Here is a 13,529-nt window from a genome sequence, read left to right as displayed (position 1 = left end):
CAGACCGGGGACCTCTGTGTCAGTGGTCCTGCTCGCCGATCCGGTGCACGTGGATCATGTTGGTCGAGCCGACGGTGCCGGGCGGGGCGCCGGCCACGATGACCACCACGTCGCCCTCGGACAGGCGGCCGATGCGCAGCAGTTGATGATCGACCTGATCGATCATGTGATCGGTGGTGTCGACGTGGTCGACGATGAAGGTCTCCGTGCCCCAGCTCAGGGCGAGCTGGCTCCGCACCTCCTGCGTGGGGGTGAAGGCCAGCAACGGCAGGCGCGAGTGCAAACGGGCGAGGCGTCGGACGGTGTCTCCGGACTGGGTGAACGCCACGAGGGCCTTCACCTCGAGCCGCTCACCGATGTCACGGGCCGCGTAGGAGATGACGCCACGCTTGGTGCGGGGCACATGCGACAGCGGCGGGACATCACGCGGGCCGGTCTCGACGGCCCGGCAGATGCGGTCCATCGTGCGGACGGTCTCGAGCGGGAACTTGCCCACCGACGTCTCGCCGGACAGCATGACCGCGTCGGCGCCGTCGAGCACCGCGTTCGCGACGTCGGAGGCCTCGGCGCGGGTGGGGCGCGAGTTCTCGATCATCGAGTCGAGCATCTGGGTCGCGACGATCACCGGCTTGGCGTTCTCGCGGGCCATCTGGATGGCCCGCTTCTGCACCAGCGGCACCTCCTCCAGCGGCAGCTCGACACCCAGATCGCCGCGGGCGACCATGATCGCGTCGAACGCCAGGACGATGGCCTCGAGGTTCTCGATGGCCTCCGGCTTCTCCAGCTTCGCGATGACCGGCACCCGGCGACCCACGCGGTCCATGACCTCGTGGACGAGTTCGATGTCGGACGGGCTGCGCACGAACGACAGTGCGACGAGGTCGACGCCCAGACCGAGTGCGAATTCGAGGTCGGCGATGTCCTTCTCGGACAGCGCCGGCACCGAGACGCTCATACCCGGCAGCGACAGACCCTTGTTGTTGCTGACCGGACCGCCCTCGGTGACGGTGCAGACCACGTCGTTGCCGTCGATCGAGGCGACCGTCAGCCCGACCTTGCCGTCGTCGACGAGGAGTCGATCGCCGGGGCTCGCGTCCTCGGACAGGTTCTTGTACGTGGTGGAGACGCGGTCGTGGGTGCCCTCGACATCGTCGACGGTGATCCGCACCTCCTCGCCGGTCTCCCAGACGGTGGCGCCGTCGCAGCCGTCGAAACGGCCCAGCCGGATCTTGGGACCCTGCAGGTCGGCGAGGATGCCGACGGCCTTCTCCGCAGCATCGGAGGCCTTGCGGACACGCGCGTAGACGGCAGCATGGTCCTCATGCTTGCCGTGGCTGAAGTTCATCCGGGCCACATCCATACCGCTGGCGACGAGTTCTTTGAGTTTTTCGTCGCTGGAAGTGGCCGGACCCATGGTGCAGACAATCTTGGTTCGCCGAGTCACAACCTCACCTTAGTCCCGTCGGGAACGCATCTCCACGCGCCGCCGGAGTCGTCACCCCGGGGTCATGTGGTGTTGTCGCTGGTGACAGCCCGCTACTTTCCAGTACGGATTTCGCGTCACACGGGCAGCCCGCGCGTGTTCCCCGTCCTCGCCGGCCGGCGATCCCGACGGCGCCGGTCAGCGCACCGACAGCGGTAGTGCTGCCGGACGAACCGGTGACGGCAGGTCGGATTCACCGACGAGGAACTCGTCGACGGCCCGGGCCGCCGATCTGCCCTCGGCGATCGCCCACACCACCAGCGACGCACCACGGTGGGCGTCACCACACACGAAAACGCCGGGAGCGTCGGTCTGCCAATCACTTCCGCACGAGATGGCCCCTCGCTTGTTGGGTTCGATCTCCAAACCCGACAACAGCTCGCCCCGTTCCACACCGGCGAAGCCGATCGCGAAAAGCGCCAGCTCACACGGAATTTCGAACTCCTCGCCGATGGGTTTGATCTCGCGTCGGCCGTCGGCGTCGCGCTGTACCTCGACCTCGGCGAGCACCATCGTGGTGACGTTGCCCTCGTCGTCTCCGACGAAACGCTGCACCGCGACCTGATGCATGCGCTCGCCGCCCTCGGCATGGGCGCTCGAGGTCCGCATGACGAGCGGCCAGGTCGGCCACGGGGACCGTTCGTCGTCGCGTTCACCGGGCAGTTCCGGGTTGTAGTCGAGCTGCACCACCGACGCAGCACCCTGCCGATGGGCGGTGCCCAGGCAGTCCGCGCCGGTGTCGCCGCCGCCGATGATCACGACGTGCTTTCCGGCCGCGGTGATCGGCGACGGGCCGTCACCCTCGCATTCGCGGTTGGCGGGTACGAGGTGTTCCATCGCCAGGTGAACGCCGTTGAGCTCACGGCCGGGCACCGGGTTGTCGCGGGCCTCCATCGCGCCGATGGCCAGGACGACGGCATCGTGTCGGGCCTTGAGGTCCTCCACCGACAACTCGGTTCCGACGTCGCAGTTGGTGACGAATTCCGTTCCCTCGGCACGCATCTGCGCGATGCGTCGGTCGATGTCGGACTTCTGCAGCTTGTACTCCGGGATGCCGTAACGCAGCAACCCGCCGAGCCGGTCGTCCCGCTCGTAGACGGTCACGTCGTGGCCCGCACGCGTGAGCTGTTGCGCCGCAGCGAGTCCCGCAGGGCCAGAACCGACCACGCCCACCGACTTGCCGGTCTTGGACTCCGGCGGCTCGGGGCCGATGACGCCTTCGGCCCATGACTCGTAGGCGATCGTCTTCTCGATGCGCTTGATGGTGACGCTGCCACCGGTCGCGCGCTCGGAGATCGACAGGACACAGGCGGCCTCACACGGCGCCGGGCACACCATTCCGGTGAACTCGGGGAAGTTGTTGGTCGCGTGCAGGCGGCTGCTCGCCGCATCCCACCGGCCGCGGCGGACCAGGTCGTTCCATTCCGGGATCAGGTTGCCCAGCGGACAACCCGCGGTTCCGGAGTGACAGAACGGGATACCGCAGTCCATACACCGGCGCGCCTGGGTGCTGACCTCCGCGAGCACCTTCGTCGGGTCGTCGGCGTGCACGTAGACGTCGTCCCAGTCCTGGACGCGCTCGGCGACCGGACGGTACTTCGCTTCTTTCTTCGGGACCTCCAGGAACCCGCGTGGATCAGCCACGTGCCGCCTCCATGATCGCTGAATCGACGTCGCGTCCCTCGGCCTCGGCCATCCGGGCCGCGTCCAGGACACGCTTGTAGTCGGTCGGCATGACCTTCGTGAACGCCAGGCAGCGCCGGGGCCAGTCCGCGAGGATCGACGCACCGATCGCCGAACCGGTCAGTTCGGTGTGCTTGGTGATGGTCGCCTTGAGCCAGGCCAGGTCGTCGGGGTCGGGGCGCATGAGTTTGACCATCGCCATGTTGACCTTGTCGGGGTCGAGGTCGTGCACAAAGGCGATGCCACCTGACATCCCGGCCGCGAGGTTGCGTCCGGTGGGCCCGAGGACCACCACACGCCCGCCGGTCATGTACTCGCAGGCATGGTCGCCCACGCCCTCGACGACCGCGGTCGCGCCCGAATTGCGAACCGAGAATCGCTCGCCGACGCGGCCGCGCAGGAACACCTCGCCCGATGTCGCGCCGTAGAGGATGGTGTTGCCGGCGATGACCTGGTCCTCGGCGACGAACCACGAGTCGGGATGCGGGGCGACGACGATCTTGCCGCCGCACAGCCCCTTGCCGACATAGTCGTTCGTGTCGCCGCTGAGCTTGATCGTCACGCCCGGCGGCAGGAACGCGCCGAGCGACTGCCCCGCCGAACCCTCGAGTTTCACCACGATCGTGTCCTCGGCCAGGCCCTCGGCGCCGTAGCGACGGGTGACCTCGGCGCCGAGCAGCGTGCCGACGGTCCGGTTGACGTTGCGCACCGGCAGTTCGAGCGTCACCGGGTGGGCGTCCTCGAGGGCCCCTTCGGCGAGCTGGATGAGCGTCTGGTCGAGCGCGCGGTCCAGGGCGTGATACTGCTCCCGCACCCGCCGGGCCGGGCCCTTGCCCTCGACCTTCCGGAAGATCGGCGACAGATCGAGACCCTTCGACTTCCAGTGCGCGACAGCGGAATCGGTGTGCAGGCGTTGCGACTGCCCAATCGCCTCGTCGAGCGTGCGGTAACCCAGCTGCGCCAGATACTTCCGGACATCCTCGGCGATGAACCGGAAGAAGTTCACCAGATGGTCCACCTGGCCGGTGAAACGCGAACGCAGCTGCGGGTTCTGGGTGGCCACACCGACCGGGCAGGTGTCGAGGTGACACACGCGCATCATGACGCAACCCGCCACGATGAGCGGCGCGGTCGAGAAGCCGTACTCCTCGGCGCCGAGCAGTGCGGCCATGATGACGTCGCGGCCGGTGCGCAGCGCACCGTCGCACTGCACGGTGATTCGGTCGCGCAGACCGTTGAGCATGAGCGTCTGCTGGGCGTCGGCGAGGCCGATCTCCCACGGCGTACCAGCATGCTTCAGCGAGGTCAACGGCGAGGCGCCGGTGCCGCCGTCGTGCCCGGAGATGAGCACGACGTCGGCATGGGCCTTGGAGACGCCGGTCGCGACCGTGCCCACGCCGACCGCACTGACCAGCTTCACGTGGATGCGGGCCTGCGAGTTGGCGTTCTTCAGATCGTGGATCAGCTGCGCGAGGTCCTCGATCGAGTAGATGTCGTGGTGCGGCGGCGGCGAGATCAGCGCGACACCGGGCGTCGAGTGCCGGGTCTTGGCGATCCACGGGTACACCTTGTACGCCGGAAGCTGGCCGCCCTCACCGGGTTTCGCACCCTGCGCCATCTTGATCTGGATGTCGGTGGCGTTGATCAGGTAGTCGCTGGTGACACCGAACCGACCGGAAGCGACCTGCTTGACCGCGCTGCGTCGTTCCGGGTCGTAGAGGCGGTCGACGTCCTCGCCGCCCTCCCCCGAGTTCGACCGGCCGCCGATCTTGTTCATCGCCATCGCGATCGTCTCGTGCGCCTCGGCGGAGATCGAGCCGTAACTCATGGCACCGGTGTTGAAGCGCTTCATGATCTCCTCGACCGGTTCCACCTCCTCGATCGGGACCGGTTCGCGCGCATCGAGATCGAACTCGAACAGGCCGCGGAGCGTGCCGCCCTTGCGCGACAGCCGATCGACCTCGTCGGAGTACTTCTGGAAGATCTCGGCCCGCCCGGTCTTGGTGGCGTGCTGCAGCAGGAACACGGTCTCCGGGGTGAACAGGTGCAGCTCGCCTTCCCGGCGGTACTGGTACTCGCCGCCCGAGTCGAGACGCCGGTATACCTGCTCGGTCGGGTTCTCCGGGAACGCCCGATGATGCCGGATGCGTACTTCTTCGGCGAGTTCGTCGAGACCGACGCCCTCGATGCGCGACACCGTGCGGGTGAAATATTCGCGCACGACCTCCGACGAGAGGCCGACGGCCTCGAAAGCCTGTGCGGCGGTATACGAGCCGATGGTCGAGATCCCCATCTTGCTCATCACCTTCAGCACTCCCTTGCCGAGCGCCTCGAGGTAGTTGCGGATGGCCTTCGACGGGGTGACGCCGATCAGCTCACCCTCCGCGATGAGGTCCTCGATCGTCTCCAGTGCCAGATACGGATTGACCGCGGCCGCACCGAAACCGATGAGCGTGGCGATGTGGTGGACCTCGCGGGCGTCGCCGGATTCGACGACCAGCGCGACCCGGGTGCGCTCCTTGGTGCGCACCAGGTGATGGTGGACGGCGGAGATGGCGAGCAACGACGGGATCGGTGCGTGATCCTTGTCGGTCAGACGATCGGAGATGACGAGGGTGGTGTGGCCCTCGGCGATCGCCTGGCTCGCCCGCCGGCGCAGGTCCTCGAGGGCGAGCCGAAGTCCTTCTCCCCCTTCGTTCACCTCATACAACGCGCGCAACACCTTGGCCGACAGGCCGGGGTGATCACCGTCGTCGTTGATGTGGACCAGCTTGGCGAGGTCGGCGTTGTCGAGGACCGGCCAATGCAGCATGATCTGGCGGCACGATGCGGCAGTGGGGTCGAGCAGGTTCTGCTCCGGACCCATCACACGCCCCATCGAGGTCACGATCTCCTCGCGGATCGCGTCCAGCGGCGGGTTGGTGACCTGGGCGAACAACTCCACGAAGTAGTCGTAGAGCAACCGGGAACGCCGCGACAGCACGGCGATCGGGGTATCGGTACCCATCGAGCCGAGCGGCTCGTATCCCGACGCCGCCATCGGCGTCAGCAACACCCGCAGATCCTCTTCGGTGTACCCGAACGAGAGCTGGCGTCGGACCACGGTGTCGTGGTTGGGCTGGAAGACCGGGCGTTCGGGCAGCGTGGCGATGTCGAGGAGGCCCGCGTGCAGCCACTCGTCGTACGCCTCGGCGTTCATCAGCTCACCCTTGATCTCCTCGTCGGGGATGATCCGGCCCTGGGCGGTGTCGACGAGGAACATGCGGCCCGGTTCGAGCCGGCCCTTGCTGATGACGTCGTCGACCGGGACGTCGAGGACACCCGCCTCGGAAGCGAGGATGATGCGGCCGTCGCGGGTCTGCCACCAGCGGCCGGGACGCAGGCCGTTGCGGTCGAGGACCGCGCCGACGACGGTGCCGTCGGTGAAGGTGACGCACGCCGGGCCGTCCCACGCTTCCATCAGCGACGCGTTGAACTGCAGGAAGGCGCGGCGCTTCGGGTCCATGTCGGGGACGTTCTCCCACGCCTCGGGGACCATCATCATCACCGCGTGCGGCACGCTCCGACCGCCGAGATGCAGCAACTCGAGCACCTCGTCGAGCGACGCCGAATCCGACGCCTCGGGCGTGCAGATCGGGAAGGCGCGCTTGAGGTCGCCGGGGATGAGGTCGGTCTCGAGCAGTGCCTCGCGGGCGCGCATGCGGTTGCGGTTGCCGCGCACCGTGTTGATCTCACCGTTGTGGGCGACGAATCGGAACGGATGCGCTAGCGGCCACGACGGGAAGGTGTTGGTCGAGAAGCGCGAGTGGACGATCGCGATGGCGCTCTGGCACCGGTCGTCGCGCAGATCCGCGTAGTACAGCGGCAGCTGCATCGTGGTGAGCATGCCCTTGTAGACCATGGTGCGGCTCGACAGCGACGGGAAGTAGACGCCGGTGCCCGCCTCTTCGATCTCCGGGGTGACGCGCTCGGCCTGCTTGCGGAACGGGTAGATGAAGCGGTCGAGGGTGACGCCGCCGATGCGCTCGGCACCGGGCTCGGGGTCGACGGTGACGAACAGCTGCATCATGTAAGGCATACAGGCGACGGCGGTGCCACCGATGTCGGCGTGCTCGTGGTCGACCGGGACGTCGCGCCAGCCGAGGATCGTGATGCCCTCGTCGGCGGCGAGGGCTTCCACCCGCGCGATCGCCTGCCTGCGCAGTTCCTCGTCCATCGGCAGGAAGCAGGTACCGGCGGCGTAGGTGTGGGAACCGTCGGCGGTCGGCTCTGGGAGCTCGAAGTCGACGGTGGCACGCAGCAATTCGTCGGGCAGCTGGATCAGGATGCCTGCGCCGTCACCGCTGTTGGTCTCGGCACCGGCAGCCCCGCGGTGCTCGAGGTTCTCCAGCGCCAGCAGGCCGTCTGCGACGATCGAATGCGATCTGCGACCGTGGATGTCGGTCACCATCGCGACGCCACACGAGTCGACCTCGGCCTCCGGGTCGTACAGGCCCTGCTTGGCCGGGAGCGCAGAAAAGAGCATCACTACCTCCACTCGATCCGGAACGGATCGCTGCTGAGTGTCCACTGGGACAGCACTGGCCCGAGGAGTATTGCGCGGCGAGCGAGTGACCGTGCCGAGATCGGTACCGGGCTGAGTCGAAACCGTCGCGACCCCGAGGGTCGAGGCGGTCGGTACCGGGCGGTCGGAGATCGCGCGTCGTGAAATTCGATCGTATCCGAACACCATGGCGGGTGCGGGTGCTCGACGGCTGTGATATCCGCGACCGGGAGCGGCCCGGGTAACCAGGCGTCGGCGGTAGTTCGGCGCGGGCTGTCTCCTGGGCGCGGCTGAAAACCGCCCCTGGAATGCGCCCTGTACAGCTGCGCCGGCGACATATCGTCGACGGTCGCCCCCTGGAGGGCGCAGATCAGGGGCAGATTTCAGGGGTGGATTTCGGGCTCAAGGATCGGCACCCAGAGGTCAGACAGCTGCAGCACGACCGCGCCACTGAAAACCGCCCCCGAAAACAACCCTCCACAGACACACCAACGACGTATCGTCGACGGTCGCCCCCTGGAGGGCGCAGATCAGGGGCGGATTTCAGGGGCGGTTTTCGGGCTCGGTTTCTCCCAGCGCTCGAAAGATCAGGAACGACGCCGACGACCGAACCGGGAGCCGAGCCGGCGGCGGAGACTGCTCGTCGCACCGGTCCCGCCCGCGTCGGGGGCATTTGTGACGGCCGGATCCGCAACTGTTGATTCTGCATCGCCGCCGTGTACGTCACCGGCTTCTACGTCACCGGTTGCAGCGTCAGACGGTTCCGGGTCGGTAGCAGCCACGCCTGGCGTGGAGTCCTCGGAATCCGCGGCGCCGGTTGCTGTGTCCTCGGGTTCGATAACACTGCTTGCCGTGTCCTCGGGTTCGATGACAGTGCTTGCCTCGTCCTCTGTCGCGACGACACCGGTTGCCGGGTCCTCTGTCGCGGCGGCGCCGGTTGCCGGGTCCTCCGACTCGACGACGTCGGCTGCCTCGTCCTCAGATTCGACGACGCCGGTCACGTCGTCCCCGGTCTCGACAGCGCTGGTCACTTCGTCCTCGGAGTCGACGACGCTGCCCGCCTCGTCCGCCGCTGCTTCAACCGACGCTCCGCCCGCGGCCTCGGTGGCCGTTGCTTCCGCATCGGCGGGCGCGTCGTCCTCTGCCTCGGCTTCCCCGACCTCGGCGTCAGCAACCTCGGCGGGCTCAGCTTCGTCGGGCTCAGCTCCGTCGGGCTCCGCCACCTCGGCATCAGCTGCGTCCGGGACCACTTCGCCTTCCCCGACCTCGGGTTCCGCGGTGTCGGTCTCCTCGACTGTGACATCGTCGACCGCGGCATCGTCGACCACCGGAACCACCGGCTCGGCAGCCTCGCCGGCCTCCGGCGACTCATCCTCCGGGCTCGGTTCCTCGGCGGCTTCGGCCGTGGGCTCGTCGTCCGGCACCTTCGGCGCGACCGCGGGTGCGGCGGAGCCACGAGTGGTCTCGATCTTGTCGGCCTCGGCGTCGAGAGCGTCCAGGGTGTCCACCTCCGACGACGGCTGCTCGTCTTCGACAGCGTCGAGGTCGTCGAAATCCTCGTCGTACCAGTCATCCACGTACCCGGCGACGCCCTGTTCCTCGAGTTCGGCGGCGCGTTCGGGGTGGTACATCTCCAGGCCCTGTTCGCGGCCCTTGGGTGCGACCACGAAGTAGACGATCGCGCACACGAACACCAGAGCTGCGGTGAAGAGGTTCGGGCGGATGCCGGCGATGTAGTTGGCGACGGCGGCACGGTCATCGCGCAGCATCTCGATGAAGAACCGGCCAAGGCAGTAGCCGGCGATGTACAACGCGAACAGTCGGCCGTGGCCGATGCGGAACCTGCGGTCGATGACGACGAGGAGGATCACGATCAGGACGTTCCACAGCAGTTCGTAGAGGAACGTCGGCTGGACGACGGCGACCACGACACCGTTCGATCTGCCGTCGATCAGACCCGCGTTGGCGTACCCGGCCTTGTTGACCCGCTCGTAGATCTCCAGGCCCCACGGCAGGGTGGTCTCCCGGCCGTACAGCTCCTGGTTGAAGTAGTTGCCGAGCCGACCGATGGCCTGGGCCAACAGGATCGGCGGAGCGATCGCATCACCGAAGGCCGGAAGCCGGATGCCGCGGCGTCGGGCGCCGATCCAGGCACCGACCGCGCCGAGCGCGACCGCACCCCAGATTCCGAGACCACCGTCCCAGATCCGCAGCGCGTCGAGCGGCTCCTTGGGGGCGTCGGCGCCGAAGTAGGTCTTCCAGTCGGTGATCAGGTGGTACAGACGCCCGCCGAGAAGACCGAACGGGACGGCCCAGATCGCGACGTCGAGGACCTCGCCTTCCTGTCCCCCGCGTGCCACCCACCGGCGGTTGCCCCACCAGATGGCGACGATGATCCCCGCGATGATGCACAGCGCGTACGCGCGCAGCGGGAACGGTCCGATTTCCCACACACCCTGAGGTGGGCTGGGGATGTAGGCGAGCATCGTCGTGGTCGGCGCGTTCACGGTGCAACCCTAACCGACACGGCACCCACTCCCGTGAGGTCTGGTTGTCGGGGCGCGCCCGGCCTCGATACGGACCTCGGGCAGCCCTCGGCACTACTCGACCAGCGGCCGGGTGGCCCCTGCAACTGGTGGAGCGATCTCAGACAGCAGCGTGGCGCGAACGCACACCCTCCGCGAGTTCGCCGACGAGCGCGGCCAGGCGGTCCTGACCGGCCTTGGCGGCGGTCACCAGAGCCGAGCCGACGATGACGCCGTCAGAATAGGACGCGATCTGGACGGCCTGCTCACGGTTACGGACACCGAGTCCGACGCCGATGGGGATGTCGGAGTACTCACGGACGCGGGCACACAGTTCGGGAGCCATGTCCGACACCGCGTCACGCGCACCGGTGACACCCATCGTGGATGCGGCATAAACGAATCCACGGGACGCGTCGACGGTCAGCGCAATGCGCTCGGTGGTCGACGACGGTGCGACGAGGTAGATGCGGTCGAGCTCGTACTCATCGGAGGCCGCGTGCCACTGGGCCCCCTCCTCGGGGATCAGGTTCGGGGTGATGAGGCCGGCACCGCCCGCGTTGGCGAGGTCCCGCGCGAAGTTCTCGACGCCGTACTGCAGCACCGGGTTCCAGTAGCTCATGACGACCGCGGTGCCGTCGGCCGAGCTGATCGCCTCGACCGCCGTGAACACGTCGCGCACCCGCACGCCGTTGGTGAGGGCGAGGTCGGCGGCCTCCTGGATCGTCGGGCCGTCCATCACCGGATCGGAGTAGGGCACGCCCACCTCGATGATGTCGCAACCGGCGTCGACCATCGTCCGGAACGAGGTCAGTGAGTCGTCGAGCGTCGGATAACCCACGGGGAGATATCCGATGAGGGCGCTGCGGTTCTCTTCGCGGCACTTTGCGAAGACCGGTCCGGTCTTCGACGATATCGTGTCTGCGCTCATGCCTGCTCTCCCGGCTGTCCGTCGGTGGCCTTTGCCTCGTCCTGCGACGGCGGCGGGTCGAAGAGACCGAACCAGCGCGCAGCGGTGTCGACGTCCTTGTCGCCGCGTCCGGAGAGGCTGACGACGATGATCGCACCCTCGCCGAGTTCCTTGCCGAGCTTGAGTGCACCGGCGACCGCGTGCGCGGACTCGATGGCGGGGATGATCCCCTCGCGACGGCTCAGCAGCGCGAGCGCGTCCATCGCCTCGGTGTCGGTGATCGGTCGGTACTCGGCCCGGCCGGTGTCCTTGAGGTAGGCGTGCTCGGGTCCGACGCCCGGGTAGTCGAGACCCGCGGAGATCGAATGGGATTCGGTGGTCTGCCCGTCCTCGTCCTGCAGCAGGTACGAGTAGGCACCCTGGAACGCACCCGGCGTTCCCCCGGTGAAAGTCGCTGCGTGACGGCCGGTTTCGACGCCGTCACCGGCCGCCTCGAAACCGACGAGACGAACGTCTTTGTCATCGATGAACGGGTGGAAGATGCCGATGGCATTGGAACCGCCGCCGACGCAGGCGGTCACCGCGTCGGGCAGGCGTCCGGCCTTGTCGAGGATCTGGGCACGGGCCTCGAGACCGACGACGCGCTGGAGGTCGCGGACCATCACCGGGAACGGGTGCGGGCCGGCGGCGGTGCCGAAGCAGTAATAGGTGTTGTGCGCGTTGGTGACCCAGTCACGCATGGCCTCGTTGATGGCGTCCTTCAGCGTGGCCGAACCGTTGTCGACGGCGATGACCTCGGCGCCGAGCAGACGCATCCGGGCGACGTTGAGCGCCTGGCGATCGGTGTCGACGCGACCCATGTAGATCACGCACTCGAGGCCCAGGAGCGCACATGCGGTGGCGGTGGCCACGCCGTGCTGGCCGGCGCCGGTCTCGGCGATGATGCGGTTCTTGCCCATCCGCTGGGCCAGGAGCGCCTGCCCGAGGACGTTGTTGATCTTGTGGGAGCCGGTGTGGTTCAGGTCCTCGCGCTTGAGGAAGATCCGTGCTCCCCCGGCGTGCTCGGCGAGACGCTTCGCCTCGTACAGCGGCGATGGCCGGCCGGCGTAATCGCGCTGCAGACGGTCGAGTTCGTTCAGGAAGTCGTCATCGCTGCGGATCTTGTAGAAGGTCGTGGTGACCTCGTCGATGACCGCCATCAGCGCTTCCGGAACGTGGCGTCCGCCGTAGACGCCGAAGTGCCCGCCCTCGTCGGGTTCGATCGACGTACGTGTCGTCAGGCCGGTGCTGGCCGGCGGGAGCACGGTCGCGGAAGTGTCGGGATGGGCCGAATCAGGTTGGGCGGTCACTACATCTCACAGTCGATCGGGCCGACGACGACATGGACCGAACCCGGCCCGAAGACGTATGTCAGCGAACTGGTTTCGGGCACGACGGGTGGGTACCCGCGGTGACCAGCTCACGCACGGCGGCGCGGGGGTCACCACTTGTCACGAGTCCCTCACCCACCAGGACGGCGTCGGCGCCCGCGCCGGCATAGGCCAGCAGGTCGGCGGTGCCGCGCACGCCCGACTCCGCGATGCGGATGATCTCGGTCGGCAGGCCGGGGGCGATCCGCGAGAAGGTGTCCCGCTCGACCTGGAGGGTCTTGAGATTGCGGGCGTTCACGCCGACGACCGAGGCGCCGGCCTCGAGGGCACGGTCGGCCTCCTCCTCGGTGTGGACCTCCACGAGGGCGGTCATGCCGAGGCTCTCGGTGCGGTCGAGCAGCGAGGCGAGGACATTCTGTTCGAGGGCCGCGACGATCAGCAGGATGACGTCGGCGCCGTGGGCGCGGGCCTCGTGGATCTGGTACGGACCGACGATGAAGTCCTTGCGCAGGACCGGGATGTCGACCGCTGCGCGAACGGCGTCGAGGTCGGCGAGCGAGCCGTGGAAGCGACGCTCCTCGGTCAGCACGCTGATGATGCGGGCACCGCCGTCTTCGTAGGCCTTGGCCAGGTCGGCGGGGTCGCCGATCGTGGCCAGCTCACCCTTCGACGGGCTGGCGCGCTTCACCTCGGCGATCACACCGATGCCGGGCTGACGGAGTGCGGCCATGGCGTCCCGGGGAGCGGGAGCCTTCGCCGAGGCGGCCTTGACGGCAGCGAAATCGGTCACCGCTTCACGTGCGGCGACGTCGGCTTTGACTCCCTCGATGATCGACTCGAGAACGTTGGGCATGCTCACAGCGACTCCGCTCCCTTCCGCTCGTCGTGTGGTCTCAGGGTAGACCGACAGTCGCGGCGACCTGTCGCCGGGTTGGCCGATTCTCCCCGAAACGGGAGCGGTCCTGGACTGTTGCGCATATCTCAGCCTGTCGTGCGCGTCTCAGCGAGACGTCGG

General features: G+C 67.8%; 7 protein-coding genes. All 7 read right to left on the bottom strand.

Going from position 1 to position 13,529, the window contains the following annotated elements; all coding sequences use genetic code 11:
• Positions 1-19 precede the first annotated feature (19 nt).
• Entirely contained in the window at positions 20-1,444 is a 1,425-nt protein-coding gene (gene pyk, locus M1L58_RS17870; RefSeq protein WP_040536658.1) for a pyruvate kinase, read from the bottom strand.
• A 177-nt stretch (positions 1,445-1,621) separates the two neighbouring features.
• Positions 1,622-3,127, bottom strand: coding sequence for a glutamate synthase subunit beta (locus M1L58_RS17865; protein ID WP_248659907.1), 1,506 nt, complete (start codon positions 3,125-3,127; stop codon positions 1,622-1,624).
• A complete protein-coding gene (gltB, locus tag M1L58_RS17860; protein WP_248659906.1) occupies positions 3,120-7,691 on the bottom strand; it encodes a glutamate synthase large subunit in 4,572 nt (1,523 codons plus the stop codon). The genes M1L58_RS17865 and gltB overlap by 8 nt, the downstream gene beginning before the upstream one ends.
• Positions 7,692-8,296: 605 nt before the next feature.
• Positions 8,297-10,216 carry a prolipoprotein diacylglyceryl transferase gene (lgt, locus tag M1L58_RS17855; protein ID WP_248659905.1) on the bottom strand — a complete coding sequence of 640 codons (1,920 nt, stop codon included), beginning with the start codon at positions 10,214-10,216 and terminating at the stop codon, positions 8,297-8,299.
• Positions 10,217-10,355: 139 nt separating this feature from the next.
• A complete protein-coding gene (trpA, locus tag M1L58_RS17850; RefSeq protein WP_248659904.1) occupies positions 10,356-11,165 on the bottom strand; it encodes a tryptophan synthase subunit alpha in 810 nt (269 codons plus the stop codon).
• On the bottom strand, positions 11,162-12,493 hold the full coding sequence (gene trpB / locus M1L58_RS17845) for a tryptophan synthase subunit beta (protein WP_248659903.1): 1,332 nt from the start codon (positions 12,491-12,493) through the stop codon (positions 11,162-11,164). Before trpB ends, trpA begins: the two co-directional genes overlap by 4 nt.
• A 61-nt stretch (positions 12,494-12,554) precedes the next feature.
• A complete protein-coding gene (gene trpC, locus M1L58_RS17840; protein WP_006867638.1) occupies positions 12,555-13,373 on the bottom strand; it encodes an indole-3-glycerol phosphate synthase TrpC in 819 nt (272 codons plus the stop codon).
• Positions 13,374-13,529: the final 156 nt, after the last annotated feature.

The organism is Gordonia sp. C13 (assembly GCF_023218005.1).
In the GTDB taxonomy this organism is placed as follows: Bacteria; Actinomycetota; Actinomycetes; order Mycobacteriales; family Mycobacteriaceae; genus Gordonia; species Gordonia namibiensis.
The sequence above is the reverse complement of the archived record's forward strand: the minus strand, read 5'-3'. Positions and strand labels throughout refer to the sequence as shown.